The organism is Halomonas sp. hl-4 (genome assembly GCF_900215475.1).
Taxonomy (GTDB): Bacteria; Pseudomonadota; Gammaproteobacteria; order Pseudomonadales; family Halomonadaceae; genus Vreelandella.
In genome coordinates this window covers 1392102-1412875 of record NZ_LT907845.1, presented here as the reverse complement: position 1 = coordinate 1412875, position 20774 = coordinate 1392102, and the positions used below count along the sequence as shown (strand labels likewise).

General features: G+C 54.7%; 20 protein-coding genes and 3 tRNA genes. 13 read left to right on the top strand and 10 right to left on the bottom strand.

The window, feature by feature from the left end; genetic code table 11:
* The first annotated feature begins 1 nt into the window (after nt 1).
* Nucleotides 2-1567 carry a SpoVR family protein gene (locus tag CPH17_RS06810; protein WP_096298745.1) on the top strand — a complete coding sequence of 522 codons (1566 nt, stop codon included), beginning with the start codon at nt 2-4 and terminating at the stop codon, nt 1565-1567.
* Between the two features lie 65 nt (nt 1568-1632).
* On the opposite strand, the gene CPH17_RS06805 is transcribed toward CPH17_RS06810, so the two are convergent.
* The gene (locus tag CPH17_RS06805; protein ID WP_074397050.1) at nt 1633-1947 is read right to left on the bottom strand and encodes a high-potential iron-sulfur protein; all 315 of its coding nucleotides are present in this window, start codon (nt 1945-1947) and stop codon (nt 1633-1635) included.
* Between the two features lie 281 nt (nt 1948-2228).
* Between CPH17_RS06805 and CPH17_RS06800 the strand changes: the two genes are divergently transcribed.
* Together CPH17_RS06800 and CPH17_RS06795 are read left to right on the top strand one after the other, a co-directional pair.
* A complete protein-coding gene (locus tag CPH17_RS06800; protein WP_027338179.1) occupies nt 2229-2504 on the top strand; it encodes an Lrp/AsnC family transcriptional regulator in 276 nt (91 codons plus the stop codon).
* Nucleotides 2505-2570: 66 nt separating this feature from the next.
* Entirely contained in the window at nt 2571-3431 is an 861-nt protein-coding gene (locus tag CPH17_RS06795; RefSeq protein WP_231898089.1) for a DNA/RNA non-specific endonuclease, read from the top strand.
* A 42-nt stretch (nt 3432-3473) separates the two neighbouring features.
* Here CPH17_RS06795 and CPH17_RS06790 read toward each other — a convergent pair.
* The 3 genes from CPH17_RS06790 to CPH17_RS06780 form a co-directional block, all read right to left on the bottom strand.
* Nucleotides 3474-3560 (bottom strand) — tRNA-Leu (locus tag CPH17_RS06790).
* Nucleotides 3561-3593: 33 nt separating this feature from the next.
* Nucleotides 3594-3680: transfer RNA gene (locus tag CPH17_RS06785), tRNA-Leu, on the bottom strand.
* Between the two features lie 57 nt (nt 3681-3737).
* Nucleotides 3738-3824 (bottom strand) — tRNA-Leu (locus tag CPH17_RS06780).
* A 242-nt stretch (nt 3825-4066) separates the two neighbouring features.
* Here CPH17_RS06780 and rnr point away from each other — a divergent pair.
* The 9 genes from rnr (at nt 4067) to CPH17_RS06735 (ending at nt 11797) form a co-directional block, all read left to right on the top strand.
* Nucleotides 4067-6451 (top strand): ribonuclease R, encoded by a 2385-nt coding sequence (gene rnr / locus CPH17_RS06775; protein WP_096298743.1) that lies wholly within the window; start codon nt 4067-4069, stop codon nt 6449-6451.
* Nucleotides 6452-6453: 2 nt separating this feature from the next.
* The gene (gene rlmB / locus CPH17_RS06770) at nt 6454-7239 is read left to right on the top strand and encodes a 23S rRNA (guanosine(2251)-2'-O)-methyltransferase RlmB (RefSeq protein ID WP_074397048.1); all 786 of its coding nucleotides are present in this window, start codon (nt 6454-6456) and stop codon (nt 7237-7239) included.
* Nucleotides 7240-7454: 215 nt separating this feature from the next.
* Nucleotides 7455-7850, top strand: a complete 396-nt coding sequence (gene rpsF / locus CPH17_RS06765; RefSeq protein ID WP_074397047.1) for a 30S ribosomal protein S6 — start codon at nt 7455-7457, stop codon at nt 7848-7850.
* Between the two features lie 36 nt (nt 7851-7886).
* Entirely contained in the window at nt 7887-8114 is a 228-nt protein-coding gene (rpsR, locus tag CPH17_RS06760) for a 30S ribosomal protein S18 (RefSeq protein ID WP_009097135.1), read from the top strand.
* 12 nt (nt 8115-8126) lie between these two features.
* Nucleotides 8127-8978, top strand: a complete 852-nt coding sequence (locus CPH17_RS06755) for a hypothetical protein (RefSeq protein ID WP_074397046.1) — start codon at nt 8127-8129, stop codon at nt 8976-8978.
* 15 nt (nt 8979-8993) lie between these two features.
* The gene (gene rplI / locus CPH17_RS06750) at nt 8994-9440 is read left to right on the top strand and encodes a 50S ribosomal protein L9 (RefSeq protein ID WP_074397045.1); all 447 of its coding nucleotides are present in this window, start codon (nt 8994-8996) and stop codon (nt 9438-9440) included.
* Nucleotides 9441-9618: 178 nt separating this feature from the next.
* Nucleotides 9619-11007, top strand: a complete 1389-nt coding sequence (gene dnaB / locus CPH17_RS06745) for a replicative DNA helicase (protein WP_074397044.1) — start codon at nt 9619-9621, stop codon at nt 11005-11007.
* Nucleotides 11008-11077: 70 nt separating this feature from the next.
* Nucleotides 11078-11371 (top strand): hypothetical protein, encoded by a 294-nt coding sequence (locus CPH17_RS06740; RefSeq protein WP_074397043.1) that lies wholly within the window; start codon nt 11078-11080, stop codon nt 11369-11371.
* A 123-nt stretch (nt 11372-11494) separates the two neighbouring features.
* A complete protein-coding gene (locus CPH17_RS06735; protein WP_074397042.1) occupies nt 11495-11797 on the top strand; it encodes a DUF6482 family protein in 303 nt (100 codons plus the stop codon).
* 7 nt (nt 11798-11804) lie between these two features.
* Here the strand turns inward: CPH17_RS06735 and CPH17_RS06730 are convergent, their stop codons facing one another.
* Both CPH17_RS06730 and CPH17_RS06725 read right to left on the bottom strand, forming a co-directional pair.
* Nucleotides 11805-12215, bottom strand: a complete 411-nt coding sequence (locus CPH17_RS06730; protein WP_074397041.1) for a thiol-disulfide oxidoreductase DCC family protein — start codon at nt 12213-12215, stop codon at nt 11805-11807.
* Nucleotides 12212-13792 (bottom strand): cryptochrome/photolyase family protein, encoded by a 1581-nt coding sequence (locus CPH17_RS06725; RefSeq protein ID WP_074397040.1) that lies wholly within the window; start codon nt 13790-13792, stop codon nt 12212-12214. Before CPH17_RS06725 ends, CPH17_RS06730 begins: the two co-directional genes overlap by 4 nt.
* Nucleotides 13793-13905: 113 nt before the next feature.
* Between CPH17_RS06725 and hemH the strand changes: the two genes are divergently transcribed.
* Nucleotides 13906-14985, top strand: coding sequence for a ferrochelatase (gene hemH / locus CPH17_RS06720; RefSeq protein WP_096298741.1), 1080 nt, complete (start codon nt 13906-13908; stop codon nt 14983-14985).
* A gap of 135 nt (nt 14986-15120) precedes the next feature.
* Here hemH and nhaC read toward each other — a convergent pair whose 3' ends face one another.
* The 4 genes from nhaC to CPH17_RS06700 form a co-directional block, all read right to left on the bottom strand.
* The gene (gene nhaC / locus CPH17_RS06715) at nt 15121-16563 is read right to left on the bottom strand and encodes a Na+/H+ antiporter NhaC (RefSeq protein ID WP_096298739.1); all 1443 of its coding nucleotides are present in this window, start codon (nt 16561-16563) and stop codon (nt 15121-15123) included.
* Between the two features lie 41 nt (nt 16564-16604).
* Nucleotides 16605-17909, bottom strand: coding sequence for an NAD(P)/FAD-dependent oxidoreductase (locus CPH17_RS06710; RefSeq protein ID WP_096298737.1), 1305 nt, complete (start codon nt 17907-17909; stop codon nt 16605-16607).
* 392 nt (nt 17910-18301) lie between these two features.
* Nucleotides 18302-18973, bottom strand: coding sequence for a GntR family transcriptional regulator (locus CPH17_RS06705; RefSeq protein ID WP_096298735.1), 672 nt, complete (start codon nt 18971-18973; stop codon nt 18302-18304).
* Between the two features lie 192 nt (nt 18974-19165).
* The gene (locus CPH17_RS06700; protein ID WP_096298733.1) at nt 19166-20743 is read right to left on the bottom strand and encodes an aldehyde dehydrogenase (NADP(+)); all 1578 of its coding nucleotides are present in this window, start codon (nt 20741-20743) and stop codon (nt 19166-19168) included.
* Nucleotides 20744-20774 lie beyond the last annotated feature (31 nt).

Below are 20774 nucleotides of genomic sequence, written 5' to 3'. Positions count from 1 at the left end.
TATGAATGCCACCCGTAAGCCGATTGCGACCGGTTCCGATTGGAACTTCAACGTGCTTGAGCGTTTTGATGCGGAGCTTGCGCGCCTGGCTGACGAATACCGGTTGGATACCTACCCGAACCAGATTGAATTGATCACTACCGAGCAAATGATGGACGCCTACGCCAGCGTCGGCATGCCGGTGGGCTACCACCACTGGTCATTCGGTAAGCAGTTTTTAGCGGTAGAGCAGGCTTACAAGCGCGGCCAAATGGGGCTGGCCTACGAGTTGGTTATCAATTCCAATCCCTGCATCGCTTACCTGATGGAGGAGAACACTCTGATGATGCAGGTGCTGGTGATGGCCCACGCCTGCTACGGCCACAACTCCTTTTTTAAAGGCAATTACCTGTTCCGCACCTGGACGGATGCAGAGTCCATCGTTGATTACCTGGTCTTTGCCCGCCAGTACATTGCCCGGTGCGAGGAGCGCCACGGCGTTCAGGCCGTCGAGCAGTTGCTGGATGCCTGCCATGCGCTACAAAACTATGGAGTAGATCGTTACAAGCGGCCGTCGCCTATTTCGGCGGAAGAAGAAGCCAAACGCCAGGAGGAACGCGAGGCCTATCTGCAAACGCAGGTGAACCTGCTGTGGCGCACGATTCCCGACAGCCCGGAAGGTGGCGAATCGTTGCCCGGTAGTTTGTCGCCTGAAGAAGATGATCCGCTTGGGCTGCATAGCGGCGGGCGCTACCCGCCCGAACCCCAGGAAAACCTGCTCTATTTTATTGAGAAAAATGCGCCGTTGCTGGCCCCCTGGCAGCGGGAAATCGTGCGCATCGTGCGTAAACTGGCGCAGTATTTTTATCCTCAACGGCAAACCCAGGTAATGAACGAAGGCTGGGCATGTTTCTGGCACTACACGTTAATGAACCGGCTCTACGATGACGGCAATGTCGATGAGGGTCTGATGCTTGAGTTTTTACAGTCCCATGCAGCGGTGATTAATCAGCCAGCCTTTGATAGCCCCTACTACAGCGGCATTAACCCCTACGCGCTGGGCTTCGCCATTTTTATGGACATCAAGCGTATCTGCGAGACGCCCACCGAAGAGGACCGCGAATGGTTTCCTGATATCGCCGGCTCGCCCTGGCGCGACACGATTGAGTTTGCGATGCGTAATTTTAAGGACGAGTCGTTTATTCAGCAGTTTCTGTCACCCAAGGTGATGCGTGATCACAAACTGTTTCTAGTGGTCGATGATGATCAGGAGGAAATGTTGGAGGTGGCGGCCATTCACAATGAACAGGGCTACCGGCAGGTGCGCGATGCGCTGGCAACCCAATATGCGTTATCGGTGCGTGAGCCTAATATCCAAGTCGTTGAAGCCGCGATTCGTGGTGATCGCTCGCTCACGCTGCATCATGTCCAAGATAGCCGCCGCCCGCTGGCACGCAGCGTGTACCCTGTCATTCGGCATTTGCAAAAGCTTTGGGGTTTCCCCGTTCACTTGGTCTCGATGGAAGAGGGGCGCGTTACGCGGCGTTACCGGTGGCCTGTCGAGGAAATTCCTCAAGGCGAAGAATGAGGTAAGGCAGAAAAAAACATTAGGGCAGAGGCGCATGGCGTCTCTGCCGGTGTCGAGGAGTGGGCCTAGCCCTGTTCGACCCAGGACTGGCACCAACCGGCGGGTTCTACGCTATTTTCCGGGAAAAGCTGGCATCCCTCGTTATCGGCGGAGTAGAACATGCAGTTATCGCAGCGCTGACCCTCTTCATAGGCAGGATGATCGCTGGCATCCGCTGCGTCTTCCACATAGTTCAACGCTTGGGCATTACTCGCGGAAGGATCCAGCCGCGGCAACTCTTGCGCAAAGGCTGTTTTAGACAAGATACCCGCGCCAAGCGGCAGGGCAGCAAGGCTTAGCATGCTGGAACGCATGAAGGCACGTCGGCTTTGGTTAGCCATGGTTACTCCTTGTCGTCATTTGCTGACGTAGTGTCACGGTGTCTATTATTTATTATACAGCGCTGCATGTAATAAGCGCACAATTGCATGCTAGCGGAACTCCTCGCGGAGTGCGAATACCCTGAACGCGTTAGCGACAATCGGTCGCGCCGAGAGAGTGACTATTTTGGTGTCACTATTTTAGCGCCGCTATCTTAGCGCTATTACGCCCGCTGCCAGGGCCCTGTTATACTCTTGCCCTTATAGGACCATATCCAACACCGACAGTTCATGAGGGCGCGATGCAAAACGCAGTCATCCTAATCAATACCGAGAAAGGCCAAGTCAAGGCCGTCGCGGAGCGCTTGGCGGATGTCGACGGCATCAGCGAAGTGTACTCGACCTGCGGCCGCTACGATTTAGTCGCTATCGCACGGACTCGTGATTTTGAAAGCCTGGCCGACCTTGTCACCGAACGACTCAATGCCGTAGAAGGTATCAGCGATACCGAAACGCTCAACGCCATGCAGGTACATTCCCGCCACGATCTGGAAACCATGTTTTCACTCGGCTGGTAACGTGCCCTTGACCATGCGTCGCTTGACCATGCGTCGCTTGACCGTCGCTGATGTGGAGTTGTGGTAGTGACTAGATTGCGCTTAGGTTGGCGTCGGCAGGCCAGACGAATAGCGATTCTCGTGCTGTTTGTGGTGCTGGGTACCGTGCTATGGCAGTACCAGGAACGCCAGCACAAAGACGCCTATACCTGGCAAGGCGTGCCCACCTGGGAAGCGCTTAGCCTGACCTCGTTTCACCGCGTGCTGCGCAATGACGGCTATCTGGTCGGTTGGTCGGACGTTCGCGTCAACCCGCTTTGGGTCAGCTATCAGGTCGCTGCCGTTGACGATACGCGTATTGGCTCACGACCCGACTTTCGGCCCGATTGGCGAACAATATGGCCGGTGGGCACCGACAGCTATTCGGGCAGCGGCTATGATCGCGGTCATCTTGCCCCCAACTATGCCATTGCCGCCGTTCACGGACGCAGCGCCCAGCTTGATACGTTTTACATGAGTAACATGACGCCCCAGCGGCCCAATCTAAACCGCCAGCTCTGGCAGCGTTTAGAAGAAGCCGTGATGGATCATTTCGCGCCGCGGTATGATCGCTTGCAAATCATTACCGGCCCAGTTTTCCCAGAGAACTTTATGGATAACGTGTTTAACCGGGTGGGCTTGGTCGAAGTGCCGGAAGCGTTCTACAAAATCATCGTGGCGCCCCACGATGAAGCACCGCTAGCGCTGGCGTTTATCATGCCCCAGGACGTACGCGGCAATGAACCGCTGGACGCCTATCTGGTCAGCATTGACGACGTAGAAGCACAAACCGGTTTGGACTTCTTTCCCGAGCTGAATGACGAAGTAGAGAGTGTCTTGGAAAGCGAGGTCAGCACCGACGGCTGGGCGCTGGAGGAAGTGGCTAAAAAACCTGGGCGCTATCAATAAGTGAGTAATTTAAGCGACTGAATGATGCAAGGCACAGTTCTATGGTGCCCAGGAGAGGACTTGAACCTCCACGTCCGTACGGACACTAGCACCTGAAGCTAGCGCGTCTACCAATTCCGCCACCTGGGCGCATCATTTTTTGTCTTGCGAGTTGTGTTCGATTGGTGCCCAGGAGAGGACTTGAACCTCCACGTCCATACGGACACTAGCACCTGAAGCTAGCGCGTCTACCAATTCCGCCACCTGGGCGAACAACAACTTGATAATACCAATCAACGTGCGAAAAGGGGATAACACAAAGTTGATTGGTGCCCAGAAGAGGACTTGAACCTCCACGTCCATACGGACACTAGCACCTGAAGCTAGCGCGTCTACCAATTCCGCCATCTGGGCAAGTGGCGCGTATGATACCCGTGTAATGGTTAAATGCAAGCGTTAAACATGGGTTTTTAACGCGTTGATACGAGAATCATAGCCTAGGTGGTTGGGTGATGGACGCCACGGCGCTATACTAGCGCTATGACCAAACAAAATATGACTTTTTTCAGCCGGGCGAATGCTGAAAACCCCCACGCGCGACATACTGCGTCCGCGCTTTTACGCCTCCCGCCAACGCTATCAAGGATGTTGATCGCATGAAGTATTGGACATTAAGTGATGATCCGCACGCCGAGCGCGAGGCGCATAAATACGACAACCCCGCACCGAGCCGCGAATATTTGCTGGCGGCGCTAGAGCAGTACGGTAAGCCGGTTACCCACGAAGACATGAGCCAGCTGCTGGGCCTGGAAGACGAGGACCACCACGAAGCCGTGCGCCGTCGCTTGGCCGCCATGGAACGCGACGGGCAGGTGCTGCGCGATCGTCGTGGCGCCTATGCGCTGATCAACAAGCTCGACCTTATTAAAGGCAAGGTGCTTGGCCACCGTGACGGTTTCGGTTTTCTATTGCGTGACGATGGTAAAAAGCCCGACCTGGTATTGCCGCCCCGGCAAATGCGCCGCGTGTTCCATGGAGACCACGTGCTGGTACGTATTAGCGGGCGTGACCGCCGCGGCCGGGATGAAGCGACGATTGCCGATGTTATCTCGCGCAATACGCAGACCATTGTCGGTGTTTATCGCAGCAATACCCCCGAGTTTGGCATCCTGATACCGGAAAATCCGCGTGTTACTCAGGAAGTGATTATTCCACATAGTGCCTGCGGCGGTGCTAAAGACGGGCAGGTGATCTCGGCCAAGATCGTTAAGCAGCCCGAAACTCGCGTGCAGCCGGTAGGCGAAGTCATTGAAGTACTTGGCGAACGTATGGATCCCGGCATGGAAATCGATATTGCCATTCGCAGTTATGAGATCCCCGCTGAGTTCCCGCCCGAAGTCCTGGACCAAACGAGCGGTATATCGGCTGAGGTGCTCGAAGACGATAAGCAGCACCGGGTAGATCTGCGCGACACGCCGCTGGTCACCATTGATGACGAATCCGCCAAGGATTTCGACGATGCGGTCTGTGCCTGGAAGACCAAGTCGGGCAGTTGGAAGCTTCTTGTGGCCATTGCGGATGTTTCGCACTATGTGCGTCCCGGCACGCCACTGGATGACGAAGCGCGCACGCGGGGCAACTCGGTATATTTCCCGGGCCAAGTGGTGCCCATGCTGCCTGAGTTGCTTTCTAATGGACTCTGTTCGCTAAATCCGCATGTCGATCGCCTGGTCATGGTCTGCGAGATGAATATCTCGAAGACCGGTGCCATCAGCCGCTACCGTTTTTACGAAGCGGTAATGAACTCGCACGCACGCCTCACTTACAACAAGGTGGCGGCGATGCTCGACAAGGAAAGCGAAGAGGGCCAGGCATTACGCGAAGAACACGCGGGGTTAGTCAAGCCGCTGGAAAGCCTTCATGAGCTGTACCAGTTGCTGCGCGAAGCCAGGGAAGAACGCGGGGCGATTGACTTTGATACCACCGAAACGGCGATCATCTTCAACGATGAGCGCAAAATCGAAAAAATTGTCCCGCGTAGTCGTAACGATGCGCACAAGATCATCGAAGAGTGCATGCTGGCGGCCAACGTGGCGACCGCGCGTTTCCTGGATAAGCATGATCTGCCCGCGCTCTATCGTATCCACGAGCGGCCGACGCCTGAACGGCTCGATAAGCTACGTCTTTTCCTGAACGAGCTAGGCCTCTCGGTGGGCGGTGGCGATATGCCAACACCCCAGGACTACCAAGCGCTGCGCGAGACGATTACGGGCCGTTCAGACTTCGATATCATCCAGACGGTCATGCTGCGCTCGATGAATCAGGCGGTTTATTCGCCGCAAAACGAAGGCCACTTTGGCTTGGCCTATCAGGCCTATGCCCACTTTACGTCGCCGATTCGTCGCTATCCTGATTTGCTGGTGCACCGGGCCATTCGCTCAGTTATTCGCGGGCCGCGCCAAACCAATACCGTGCTGCGGGTCGAAGGTGCGCCGGTTGAACCGCCGAGCAAATGGTGTCCGTACACCTTCGAGCAGATGCTCGAACTGGGTGAACATTGCTCCATGACCGAGCGCCGCGCGGATGACGCCACGCGCGATGTAGAGAGCTGGCTCAAGTGCGAGTTCATGTCCGACAAGCTGGGCGAAACCTTCGATGGCACCATTGCATCGGTGACACAGTTTGGCTTGTTCGTCCGCCTGGATGCGTTTTATGTCGAAGGGTTGGTGCACGTCACATCGCTGCCCTCGGACTATTACCACTACGAAGCTGAAAAGCATCGTCTTAAAGGCGAGCGCACCGGTACTACCTACCGCTTAGGCGATGGGTTGAGCGTCCAGGTGGCGCGCGTGGATATGGACGATCGCAAAATCGATTTCGGCTTGGCCGACGAGAAGCCACGCCCACGTCGCCAGCCGCGCAAGAAACCATCGGCCGAGGGCAATAAGGCCAACAGTGGTGGTAAAGACAAGCCCGATACACGCCGAGGTCCTCGGCGCACGCGTCAAGGCCCGCGTAAGCCATCACCGAATAAGGGCTGAACATGAAGTCGGCTGGGTCTCGACAGCGTCCGCGCACGCCCGATGGGTTGGATCAAGTGTATGGCGTACACGCTTTGCAAAGCCTGCTCGAAAGGGGAGAAGCACCCAAAGAAATATGGGTGCAGCAAGGCGCGGGTAATCGGCTAAGCGAGCTGCTGACCCAGGCCGGTGGTCAGGGGGCGAAGATTCAAGAACATCCCCGGGCGCTTCTGGACCAGTTAACGCAAGGTGCGGCGCATCAAGGCGTTGTGGCATTTTGTCCGCCGTTAACGCCTGAAAGCGAAGAGTCGCTGTGGCTCAAGCTGCGCGCCTGGCCGTCGAACACGCCACCGTTGCTGCTGGTGCTGGATGGAGTGACCGATGTGCATAATTTTGGTGCCTGTCTGCGTAGCGCGGATGCCGCCGGTGCCCATGGCGTCATCGTGGCGAAAGATAAAGCCGCGCCATTAAATGCTACCGTTCGCAAAGTGGCCTGCGGGGCCGCAGAGGTAGTGCCTGTTTATCAGGTCACCAATCTGGCCCGTGCGATGGCGAAGCTTAAAGACGCGGGCGTATGGATTACCGGTACTGCCGGTGAAGCCGATGCCAGCGTTTACGATATCGACATGTCGGGTCCCACTGCGCTGGTGATGGGGGCTGAAGGCAAAGGGATGCGTCGTTTAACCCGCGAAGCGTGCGATAACCTCGCCAAGCTACCCATGGCTGGGCAGGTGTCTAGTTTGAACGTCTCTGTCGCGGCAGGTATCTGCTTATTTGAAGCGGTACGCCAGCGGCAGCTTGCAAGTTAACCCGGCCGCCACTAAAATGCATGCGCCCGTTTGCTTGGCAAACGGGCGCTCGTTCTTATGAACGGTTGCTACGTACGGTTATTAATCCGTTGTTCTGTTTGATGCCAATGCCTTTGAATTAACAATGCGCAACGGCACTTCAGTTAACTCCTTGCTTCTATGTCGTGTTGCCCAGTGCGAGCGCATAAGAAGCTGTCAAACCGCAAGGAGATCCCATGCGTCATTACGAAATCGTGTTTATGGTCCACCCGGATCAAAGCGAGCAAGTCCCCGCGATGGTCGAGCGCTACACCAGCCTCGTCACTGAAAGCGGCGGCACTGTGCATCGCCTGGAAGATTGGGGCCGTCGTCATTTGGCTTACCCGATCAACAAGATCCATAAAGCTCATTACGTGCTGATGAACGTTGAATGCACCGGAGAGACGCTCGACGAAATCGAGAACATCTTCCGCTTCAACGATGCCATCATCCGCAGCTTGGTTTTGCGCTGTAAAGAAGCTGTGACCGAAGCGTCGCCGATGATGAAGCCGGCAGAAGAAAAGCGTCCGCGTCGCGAAGAAAAACCGCGCGCTGAAGCCGAAGAATCTGAATCCGAATCTGAATCTGCCTGATTTTATTCACAGCACGTAACTCAAGGAGCTTAATCCATGGCACGTTTTTTCCGTCGCCGTAAGTTTTGCCGCTTCACTGCCGAAGGCGTCAAGCAGATCGACTATAAAGATCTCGACACGCTGAAGGCTTACATCACCGAAACCGGTAAAATTGTTCCGAGCCGTATCACCGGCACCAAAGCACGCTACCAGCGTCAGCTGGCAACGGCTATCAAGCGTTCGCGCTACCTGGCGCTGCTGCCCTATTCCGACAGCCATCAGTAAGCGCTTAACGTGATGCTAGCACTGGCGCGATGGCTAATGCGTGGTACGCCCTACGCCGCAGGCGGGGCAGCGTTAGCCACCTTCGTGCCCTGGCTATTTTGGCTGGGTGCTGCTATCAGCGCATTGGTAACGCTACGCCGCGGATTTGCGCAAGCGTTACCCGTGATTATTGCAGCGGCGCTGCCCGCTGGAATGTGGTGGGTGCAGGGCGATGTGATTCCACTGGCCAGTATTTTGCTGGTGACGTTGATGGCCGTTGTTCTGCGCGAGCGAATGCGCTGGGGTGAGTCGCTCATTCTCGGCGCGATTGCCGCCGCTGTGATGGTGCAACTCGGCATTTTTAGCCCGCCGGCGGGTACCGAGCAAATGCTCGAACAGTTACGCCAAGGATCGCAAGAAGTTGATCAGATGCTCAACAACTTTGCCGATCAAGGCTACGACACCCAGCAATTAGCGGGGCTTGTCGTCGGTGGTGTCACGGGGTTTGTGGTGTTGCTTGCTGCAATTGCCTGTCTGGCACTGGCACGTAGCTGGCAAGCAGGGCTTTATAACCCGGGTGGTTTCCGTGAAGAGTTTCATGGGCTGCGCTTAGCACCCAAGGAACTGATTGTGCTGATTGTCTTGAGTGTTATCAGCATGGTGCTGGGTATCTCCGCGTTGGCGATGCTGGCATGGATCCCGCTGCTAGTGGCTGGCATTGCATTAGTGCATGGTATTGTTGGATTAAAGGGGATGAACGGGCTGTGGCTGGTGGCTTTCTATGTGCTGCTAATCACGACCTGGCCCACGATTCTCATTGTGCTGCTGTTGGGGCTGATAGATACATTCGCGAACATTCGCGCACGCCTTGCCCGCAGCAATTGACTAGAGGTTTACGAGATGGAAGTCATTCTGCTCGACAAGATTGGTAAGCTGGGCGGCCTAGGTGACAAGGTCACTGTTAAGCCTGGTTATGGTCGTAACTACCTAGTGCCTTACGGCTTAGCGGTTCCGGCGACTAAAGATAACGTTGCGGCGTTTGAGGCCCAACGTGCTGAGCTCGAAGCCCAAGCGGCCGAGCGCAAGGCAGAAGCCCAGGCGCGCGCTGAGCAGCTCAACGACATCGAACTGTCGTTGGTCTCCAAAGCGGGCGATGAAGGCAAGCTGTTTGGCTCAATTGGTCCTCGCGATCTGGCAGACGCTATTTCGTCTGCGGGTATTGAGGTTGCCAAGAGCGAAGTACGTATGCCGCTAGGCCCGATTCGCCAGACCGGCGAATACGACATCGCCCTTCACTTGCATGCTGAAGTGGATGCCGCTGTACGCGTGGTAGTCGTCGCAGAATAATCGCTGCGCGTCTATCAACGTCCTAAAGGGCGCGGGGATTTCCTCGCGCCCTTTATTATTTACGCTCTTTACTATTTATTCTCAGGTTGGCCTGGACGATGCTTGCAGTAGTGATTATAAGTGTTGGCGGCTAAGATAAGGCGTTTATTGGCTATCGGCCTAATGAAAGGAGCTTGCTATGCAGGACCAGCCACCCGCTGACCAGGAAACGGCAGCGCTTAAGCTGCCGCCCCACTCGCTAGAGGCAGAGCAGTCGGTACTGGGCGGGCTAATGCTGGACAACCAGGCCTGGGATAATATTTCCGATCGCCTGGTGGCAGACGATTTTTACCGCTACGAACACCGCCTGGTGTTCAACGTGATGATCCATCTTGCTGAGTCGGGGCAGCCGATGGATGTGGTGACACTCTCCGAAGCATTAGAAGCGCGAGATCAATTGGGGACTGTTGGCGGGCTGGCCTTTCTGGCGGAATTGGCCAGAAACACTCCCTCAGCGAGTAACATACGTGCCTATGCCGATATCGTCCGCGAGCGGGCGACGTTGCGTAAGCTGATCCGTGCCGCGAACCAGATCGCCGAGGGCGCGTTTGCTCCCCAGGGGCGGCCCGCCGATGAGTTACTCAACGAAGCCGAGCGCCTGGTCTTTCAGATTGCCGAAGAGCGTCCTAAAACCGGCGGTCCTATTGGCATGAGTGACTTGCTGACCAAAGCCGTTGACCGCATCGACGAGTTGTTCAACCTCAAAGGCGAAATGACCGGGCTATCGTCGGGCTTTCGTGACCTGGATAGCATGACATCGGGGCTACAGCCGTCCGATCTGGTGATTATTGCCGGACGACCCTCAATGGGTAAAACCACGTTCGCCATGAACTTGGTGGAGCATGCGGTCATTTCCAGCGACAAGCCTGTAATGGTGTTTTCCATGGAGATGCCCGCGGAATCATTAATGCTGCGGATGCTGTCCTCCCTGGGGCGCATTGATCAAACCCGGGTGCGGACCGGCCAGCTAGAGGACGAAGATTGGCCGCGCCTGACATCGGCGGTGAATCTACTAAAAGACAAGCAGTTATTCATTGATGACACAGCGGCGCTGTCGCCCAATGAAATGCGCTCTCGCCTCCGCCGCGTAGTGCGAGAGCACGGCAATATGGCGTTGGTTATGATCGACTATCTTCAGCTGATGCAGATTACCGGCTTTTCTGAAAACCGCACCGGCGAGATTTCTGAAATTTCTCGCTCGTTGAAGGGCTTGGCGAAAGAATTCAACTGCCCGGTGGTGGCGCTTTCCCAGCTAAACCGCTCGCTTGAGCAGCGCCCCAACAAGCGTCCGGTGATGTCGGATCTGAGGGAATCTGGTGCGATTGAACAGGATGCCGACGTTATCGCCTTTGTTTACCGCGATGAAGTCTATAATCCAGATAACCCGGACAATCAGGGTATTGCTGAGTTAATTATCGGTAAACAGCGTAATGGGCCTATCGGCACCGTGCATATGGCCTTTATCGGCCGCTACACGCGCTTTGAAGATTTGGCGCCGGATAGCTACGGTGAAGCCTTCGGCGACTAGTCCTCACTTGAGCCTGGAGGTCAGGCTCGTATAATGCCCAGCGCATCAGCAAAGAGAACGGGAGCACAACATGGCAGGTGGTTTTCGGCGCGGTAATCGTCAGCGTCTACCCAAGTTAGAAGCGCGCGGCGAGTTACAGTCGCTTGAGCGTGAAGGGCCGTTCAAAGAGTGGCTGGGCATGCCGGATCTGTACCGCTACTACATTGAAGTCGATGGCGAAAAATACAGCTACCAGACGGAAGACTCCGAGCTGCCGGTTCAGGTAGGCGATAAGGTGGTATTCCGCTACAAGCAGACCAAGGCAGGCAACTGGATCGACCGCAATTCACTCGGTAAAGCGATCGACCCCTCTGAATATCAGTAAATAGGCCCGGAAGGAACTCTCCTGGGGTATCACCGTCATAGTCACGACACGGTAATGCAATAAAAATGCCATCACCTTTCGGCATGCTGTGTGATTGAGTATCTGATGACCCAGGAGGGAGCCATGGAAATGACGTCGCTTAAGGCGTTTGTTGCCCACCACGATAACTTTGAAATACGCGTGATTAGTCATGCGGGCAGTCGTTATTATCAAGTCGAGTTGGAAGACGTAGAAGGCGAACGCCACATGCTGACCCAGCGTGGAAAGCCGATGATGTTTCGCGCTCTAGACGATATCTACCTGGAGCTCAAACGCGCCAATATTCATCGCGCTTACCTGGTCCAACACGTCGCCCACGATGAGATGATTGGACGTGCCGCCCACTATAGCGCCCCGTTAAGCTCGCGCGTGCCGCTTGTTTTTTAATCCCTGCTCACGAATGTCTCGATGATTGGCTGGCACGTTTTTCCCACCATTGACCCAGTCGCACCCGGCGACGGGCAAACCACCGATAGCCTATATTAAGCCCCCCTTTTAATCCCGGTAGGCACGACAGCCAAACAAGCCGCCGGTATCCCAGCACGGCATACAAGGCGCGGCTCGCTTCCATACCGATATACCAACGGCCTTGTTTATCCTTCAGGTGTAACTGCCCCATCATGGCGTCGAACTCTCGGTCACTGTGAGTGGCGTTAAATTCAGCGCTTTGAATATCCACCAGCTTGATGCGGTCTTGATAGCGATGCTTGGAAAGCCAGTTAACCTCCACGCGACAAAAAGGGCAGTGACCATCGTGGTAAAGCGTAACGGGCGCATTGGCGCTAAGCGAGGCAAAACGGCTCATGAAGTGGTCTCCTTGGTATAACCGGCGGTATGGCCGGGTTGGCCATAACCCGGTGAGGTTTCAAGCTGGTCCAGAAACTGCTGTGCCTGTTGGTGGATCGCTGAGCGCTTGTCAGGTGCCATACGATCAAGCGAGCCATAAATCAATTTCATGCGCGGGTTATGCTTCAACTGGTCCCGCTGGCGCTCCAAGAAATGCCAGTACAGGCTATTGAACGGGCAGGCGTTTTCGCCCGTCACTTGGTTGGGTGAATAGCGGCAGTGCTGGCAGTGGTCCGACATTTTATTGATATATTTGCCTGACGCGCAGTAGGGTTTAGAGCCCATCAGGCCACCGTCGGCGTGAAGTACCATGCCCAGGGTGTTAGGTAGCTCCACCCACTCGCAGGCATCGATATACACCGCCAGATACCAATCGCACAGCGCCTCGGGCTTGACCCCGCACAGTAGCGCGAAATTGCCGGTGATCATTAGCCGTTGAATATGGTGCGCGTAACCGTTATCCATGGTCATTTCAACGGCCCGCTTCAAACAGTGCATATCGGTGTTGCCGTGCCAGTAAAAGTCGGGCAGATCACGCTCGAAACCTAACTGATTAAGGCGCTTGTAATCAGGCATTTGCGTCCAATAAAGACCTCGTACGTACTCCCGCCAGCCGAGTATCTGGCGGATAAAGCCCTCGACCGCGTTAATGGGTGCTTCATTCTGGGTATAGCGCTCTTCCGCCGCCTGACAGACTTCGTGAGGCGATAGCAGCCCGATATTGAGCGCCGCCGACAGGCGGGAATGAAACAAAAACGCCGAGCGATCACTGATCGCATCCTGGTAACGGCCAAAGTCGGCCAGACAGTGATCAAGGAAATGACGCAAATCGACGAGTGCTTGGCGACGCGTGACTGGCCAATTAAACGTCGCTAAGTCCCCCATGTGATCGGGAAAGTGACGCCTTACGGCATCGAAAGCAGCGTGGGTCAGCTTTTCGTAGTGATGCTTGGGTGGCGCCGGAAAGTCTATGTCACGCTTGATGGGCTCGCGGTTATCATGATCAAAATTCCATTGGCCGCCCACCGGCTCGCCGTTTTCCATTAACAGCCCGGTGCGCTTGCGCTGCTCGCGATAGAAATATTCCAGGCGCAGTTGCTTGCGTCCCTGAGCCCACTGGCTGAAATCATCGGGCGTGGTGAAGAAGCGGTCATCCTCAAATAGCTGCCAAGGTAGCTCGGCGGTTTGGCGGTCTTGCATGGCTGCATAAAGCCGCCACTCACCGGGTCGAGTTACGCGTATTTCATCGCAGCCGTAAAGCGCCGCCAAGCGTTCTGCTTCATCAATAAGCGAGTGGCAGTTGTCAGCATCGTCCAGATGGCTGTAATGCACCTGGAAGCCTTTTTCGCGCAGTTGGTAGGCAAAGTGCCGCATGGCGGCAAAGAACAGTCCAAGCTTATGGCTGTGGTGAGGAACGTAGCGAGCTTCTTCGGCCACTTCGCAAAGGGCGACCACGGCATTGTCAGGTGCTTGGCGAAGGGTGGCCAGCGATGGCGACAGTTGGTCACCCAATATCAGCAGCAAAGGCTTAGACATAAGTTATCTCAACTATGTACAAATAATGCTGATAGTATAACTTTATGCCGCCGCTGTGCCGAAAAGTGGTAAGATTTATTTTTCAACAGGCGTTGTCAGCAGGAGTGAATGTCATGACCGAGCAAGTCGCAAAGGACCAGCCGGGCGAAGGTCGTCTAACGCATGCCCCCAGCGACCACCCCCCTGTGCCCCGAGCGAAGGTCGGAGTGGTACTGGCCAATTTGGGCACCCCCGACGCCACGGACTATTGGTCGATGCGTCGCTACTTGAGCGAGTTTCTCTCTGACAAGCGCGTGGTGGACTATGCCGGTTGGAAGTGGCAACCGTTGCTACAGTTGATCATTTTGACCAAGCGGCCATTCTCATCGGGTAACGCCTATAAAAGCATCTGGAACAACGAGCTGAATGAAAGCCCGCTGTTGACTACTACTCGGGCGCAAACCGAGAAGATGACCGAGCGCCTGAAGGCGCTTTACGGCGATGATGTGGAAGTCGACTTCTGCATGCGCTACGGCAACCCCTCCACGGAAAGCGTGCTGACGCGGATGAAGGAAAAAGGCTGCGAGAAAATCGTCTTCTTCCCGCTCTATCCGCAGTACGGCTCGCCCACTACGGCGACCGCCAACGACCAGGCGTTTCGTACTTTGATGAAAATGAAGTGGCAGCCGTCCATTCGCACCGTGCCGGCGTACTTCGACCACCCTGCGTATACTGACGCACTGGCCAACTCAGTGCGAGAGGCCTATGAAGGGTTTTCGTCGCGGCCGACCAAGCTGGTGGCAAGCTACCACGGCGTACCCGAGCGCTATTTGCTGGAAGGCGACCCCTACCATTGCCAGTGCCAGAAAACCACGCGTCTGCTGCGTGAAAAGCTGGGCCTGCCCAAGGAAGAGGTCGATACCGCCTTCCAGTCGCAGTTTGGCCCCGAAAAGTGGGTGGGCCCGCAAACCGTTGACCACGTGGCGGAACTGGCCAAGCAGGGACACAAGCACATAGCCATTCTGTCGCCTGCGTTCTCGTCAGACTGCGTAGAAACCCTGGAAGAAATCAAGGAAGAGATTCACGACAGCTTCATGGAAGCCGGCGGAGAAACCTTCAGTTATATTCCCTGCCTGAACGACCGCGACGACCATATCGATGCGCTGCTCGCCGTGGTCAACAACGAGCTGTCGGGCTGGCTGCCGCGCACTTAAGTGACTATGACCATAAGCCATGTGGTTTTCTTAAACACAGGTAAATGACATTTTCGAATGTCGACATAAAAAGGCCTGCGTTATCGATTGGATAACGCAAGCCTTGTTTTTGGGAGGAACGAATTTAACGATTGCCTAGGAGGTTTGCACTAAAGGCGTTGTGGCTTCCTGTGGTGCGTCGTCGATTATAGGTTGAGTTCGCCAAATAGCGATATTAGCGAAGCCGTAGAAAATGGCGATGGCAATTACCAGCATGTGGAACCACAGAAATGGCAGGTAAGTTAACGTAGAAACACCCAGCGTTGCGGCCATGAACACGCCGCCGTCTGTCCAGGGGACCATGGGGGTGGTGATGGTGCCACCGGCTTCGGTGTTACGTGAAAGAACGCGCCGATCAATTCCCTGCTTGTCATAGTTCTTTTCGGTGATCGTGCTCGCGGTGATTAATGAAACGTAAGCTGCGCCCCCGAAGAAATTTCCGAAGAAGCCGCCGAGCATTGTCGAGATAGTGAGGCGGCCGGGGTTGTTGGCCCAACGCAGGAACCCGTTGCTGATTGATTGAAGAATACCAACGCGCTCCATTAGGCCGCCAAGCCCAAGCGCGAACAAGATGAGTGCAATAACGCCGAGCATTGACTCAATGCCGCCTCGATTCAGCAGTGTGTTCAGAAATTCCACGTCGGATTCAATGGCGTTACCCACATAAGCGATTCTAATCGCTTCAATGGGCGCAATGCCTTGGGCCCACCAAGCGCAAATACTTCCTAAAACCGCACCGAAGGTGATGACAGGAATGGCAGGGAAACGACGCGTCAGCAACAAAATGACAATGGCAGCGGGCAATAAAAGCCAGGGGCTGACGGTAAAGTGGGATTCGAGGGCTTGCATGGCCATTGTGGCCCGTGATGTGTCGGCACTATCGTCTACGTAGAAAAAGCCGACCACTAAAAATAATACGGAAGCCATTAGAATGGCGGGGACGCTTACCCACATCATTGACCGGATATGGTCGATCAGGCCTACCTTGCATAATGAGGCCGTCATGACGGTTGTGTCGGAAAGCGGTGACATCTTGTCGCCCACATAAGCACCAGAAATAACCGCACCGGCCACAAGGGGAAGCGGGATGCCAAAGCTATGACCTATGCCCATCATCGCGACCCCAGCTGTTCCCACGGTCCCGAATGATGTACCCGTGGCAAGTGAAGTCAAAGCACAAATAATAAAGGCGGCAAACAGGAAAATCTGCGGATTCATGACTGATAAACCATAGTAGATAATGCTAGGGACGATCCCCCCGGCAATCCAGGTGCCAATCAGAGCCCCAACCGTGGTCAGAACCAAAACAGCTTCCATACCGTTATGTATGCCATCAATTAGTCCCTTCTGCATATTCTCGTAAGACATCTTGAGCTTTAGACCCAGCGCCATAACTAAAAACCAAGAGGCAAAAAGAGCCAACTGAATGGGTAATTGCAACACATTGATACTGACAAACATGATGGCAATAAAGCCGACCATGACGGCCAGCACTTCCACCATGCTAGGGAGCCTTGTTTGCGTTACAGATGAAGACATAGTGTTTCCTCTACGATTGTTTTGGGCTTGTGTATCGAGGGTTAAGAAGTGAACCGACTCAGTCGGTAAGGGAATGCATCAGGCAATGGGTTGGACGTATTGGCTGTTATTTCTCCTTGTCTCGCTAGGTTGGCAATAATTTCTGCGGTCACAGCAGCTTGCGTGAGGCCAAGATGGTGATGGCCGAAGGCCAGCAATACCTTGCCGTCGTTCACGCAGTCGATGATGGGTAACGAATCGGGCAGGGAAGGTCGAAATCCCATCCAGGGGCTCGCCTCGGTCATATCAAGGTCGGAGCAGAAGAGTCCTTGGCTCAACTGATGGAGTTTCCATGCGCGTTCCATGTTGGGAGGTTGCTCCAGCCCGGCAAACTCGACCGTGCCTGCTAAACGCAATCCTTCCTCCATCGGTGTCATGATAAAACGGCGTTCCAGAGAGGTAATGGCGACGGGAAGGCGTGCTTTTTCATTGGGAAGCATCAGGTGGTAGCCCCTTTCTGTATCGAGCGGCACCTTGTTACCGGTTAGCGAAGCTGTAAGTTTGCGTGAATGGGCACCGCAAGCGATCAGTACTTTGTCGGCCCGTATTGCCTCTGTTTGGGCCGTACGTAACGTTACACCTTCGCTATTTGCCGTCCCTGAAAGCACTTCTTCTTGTATGAACCGCACGCCATGCCGCTGAGCATCCATTACTAGCGCATTAGACACTTGCAACGGGTCTACTACATGGGCGGTGTCGGGGAAGAAGAGCCCACCTTGTATTGAGTTGGAAAGTTGCGGAGCGAACTTCCTAATAGCGTCCCCCTGCCAGTGATCCGCTGCAACGTCCTGGGCGTTCATTCGTGATTGCAGCGCTTTTATTTCTGGAGCGGATGCTTCGTTCTCGTAGATCAGAAAAGACCCGTCCTCTTTCAGCAATGCTCTACCATTGATCGAATCGAGTAGTCGGTGCCACGCGGGTAAGCTGGATTGATTGAGCGCCCTAATCCCCGCAGTACTGGCTTGGTAAGGAGCTTGGCGAAGGTTTAAAAGTAGCTTGGTAAACCATGGAAGGGCTTTGGGTAGATATCGCCAGTCAAGACGTAGCGGCCCCATTGGGTCTAGCAGCATGGAGGGCAGGCGCGTCAAAATCGAGGTGTCGGCGATAGGGAATACCTGTTCGGTTGCCATGTGTCCTGCATTACCGAAAGAGGTTCCCAGGCCTGGGCGCTGTTTATCGATAACAAGCACTTGCCAGCCCTGTTGACTGAGCACTGAGGCGCACGCAATACCGATAATGCCAGCTCCGACAACCGCGATCTCGGCGTCTACGTTGGGCGGGGGCGAAGAAGAGCCACTATGTGCCATAAAGCTGCGTCCCTTTTTATTTTGTCGATTGTATAAAATATAATATATGTGTTTGGCGAGTGCAATACGTATAGGATGGAAAGTAGGTGAGTGATAAATAGCTGGCGGCAACCTTCGGAAGGCACCAAGACCGGGTAAAAACGGTAATACGGGAGAATGAATACAGGAGCGTTATGGCAACCATGCCTGCAGGCTTATCAATGCTTGGCGGGTGCGATGCCTAGCGAAGCATAGAGAGGTATCATGTTCCCAGTGTGGGAAACGCTGGTAGGGCGAATGATCGCAACTAACAACGCCACCCGCATGGCTCCCGGGTGAGCAGCAAGTGACGATGTCTAAGAGGTGAGTTGTAGTGACTTCGAGGAAGGGGCGAAATGCGTTTGGTTTTTAGCCTAGGCTCCCTCTGTATTGAGCGTGCGTTCTTTAAGTAGGCTGACAATCGCTTCGCAGGCTTCTCGAATATGGTTCTTTAATAGCTCGCAGGCTTCATCGATATTGCCTTTGCGTGCTAGCGCTAATAAGTCATGGTGCTCTTTTTCAGCTTTCTCTATTTCTTGGGTGTAGAGAAGCTGCATGCGGATATAGCGATCAGATTTGGTGTTTAGCTGATTGATTAACGCCAGTGTTTCGGGAAGCTCGGCAGGCGCGTATAAGGTGAGGTGAAAAGCGTAGTTGTACTCGCTCCAATTATTGATTTCCCCGCCTGTATTTAACGCTTCATCGTATTTACGCAGTATATTGTCTGCTTTTTGGAGGTCTTCTTCTGTCAGTTTGGGGATGGAGTGCCTGAACACATAGGTCTCAAGCAGGATACGAAGGTCAAATAGCTCTTGAATTTTCGCGATGGAGAGCTCGGTGGTGAAGGCGCCGCGATGGGCATAAAATTCGACCAAACCTTCTGACTCAAGGGTTAACAGGGCTTCGCGCACGGGTATGCGGCTAACATCGTAGTCTCTGGCCAGTGCGTCCTGACGTAACTGCGTGCCGCCCTTGAATTCGCCGCCCAAAATGCGGCCGCGCAAGTCGTCGGCGACAAATTGTGCTCGTGTTTTGTACGTAGCCATAGCCCACACTTTTACCAAAATATTGTTTGCACATTTTATACAAAATGCGCCGGGTGTCTATGTTTGCAGAATGGCTTGTTTGAAACATCACTAATTAGAGATGGCGTATATAAGACGCAGTTGGATATGTGAGTCGTTAGTGGTGGGGGCAGCCGTTCTCCGCGTAGCTAAGAAGAACGGCTAGGTGAGTGTTTATTTTATGGGGCGCTGCCCATCGACGAGACGGTTGAGCGCCAAGGGATTATCGTCTTTAAGCGCCTCGGGCAACAATTCGGCAGGTAAATCTTGATAACAGATGGGGCGCAGAAACCTGAAAATGGCTGCGGTGCCTACTGAGGTGGTACGTGTATCTGATGTGGCTGGGAAGGGGCCCCCGTGAACCATTGCGTCACATACCTCGACGCCGGTAGGCCATCCGTTGACCAGTATCCGTCCGGCTTTTCGTTCGAGTATCGGCAATAGGGCACGCGCGGCTTCAGTATCGTCGTCTTCCATGTGTAGCGTTGCTGTTAATTGGCCCTCTATGTGTTCGGCCACATGGCGACGTTCGGCTTCATTTTGGCAGGCCACGATAAGTGATGTTGCGCCAAACACTTCGGCTTGTAGTGTTTCATCGGCTAAAAAGTCAGTGGCGGAAGTCATGAACAGGCCGGGCCGACACTGGTTGGGGCCGTGCTCGTTCCGCCCACGCGCAACTTCTTTGGCTTTGCTGGTGGAAAGCGTTTTTAAGCTGGCCTCATAGGCTTCATGAATGCCTGGCGTGAGCATTGTCTGTGCTTCGCTGCCCTCCAGCGTGTGCTTCGCGGCGCTGATGAACGTATCGAGCTCTGGACCCTGGACTGCGACTATTAATCCTGGGTTGGTGCAGAATTGACCCGCCCCCATGTTCATTGAGCCGATAAATGCTTCACCTAGCGTAGCTCCCCTCGATTTAAGTGCCTCCGGCATTAGAAAAACCGGATTGATTGAACTCATTTCTGCATAGAACGGAATGGGCTCGGCGCGCGACTGGGCCGCTCGCCATAACGCTAATCCGCCGCTCTGCGATCCTGTGAAACCGGCGGCTTTAATAGTCGGATGGGTGACTAGGGCATGGCCAACTTCGCGACCGGAGCCAAAGATAAGTGAAAAAACCCCTTCCGGTAGGCCACTTTGAGCAACGGCTGATTGTATCGCTCGCCCAACCAGCTCACTGGTGCCAGGGTGAGCAGAATGGGCTTTCACAATCACCGGGCACCCAGCCGCAAGCGCCGAGGCGGTGTCTCCACCCGCTACTGAGAAAGCCAGTGGAAAGTTGCTAGCACCAAAAACGACAACGGGGCCTAGGGCAATATGGCGTTGACGAAGGTCGGCGCGAGGTAAAGGGTGGCGTTCTGGAATGGCGTTATCAATGCGTACGTCAAGCCATTCACCGGCGCGGACGGTTTTGGCAAACAGGCGCAATTGCTGGCAGGTGCGCCCGCGCTCGCCTTGAATTCGGGCGTGGGGTAACCCTGTTTCTTCTACTGCACGATCAATCAGTTCGTCGCCAAGTGATTCGATATTATCGGCGATGGTTTCAAGAAAATTGGCCCGATCGGTCAAGGGAATTTCACGGTAGATATCGAAGGCGTCCCAGGCGAGTTGGCACGCGTTATCAACGTCTTCTTGCGTCCCGCCGGGGTAGGCCGGTTCAAGACGGTGGTTGGTGGCTGGATTGATGGCGAAAATGGCATCACGCTGGCCACGAATGGCTTGTTGGCCAATCAACATCTTGCCTTCAAGGGTCATGGTCGTCTCCTTGGTGAGTGTCGAAAGCGTA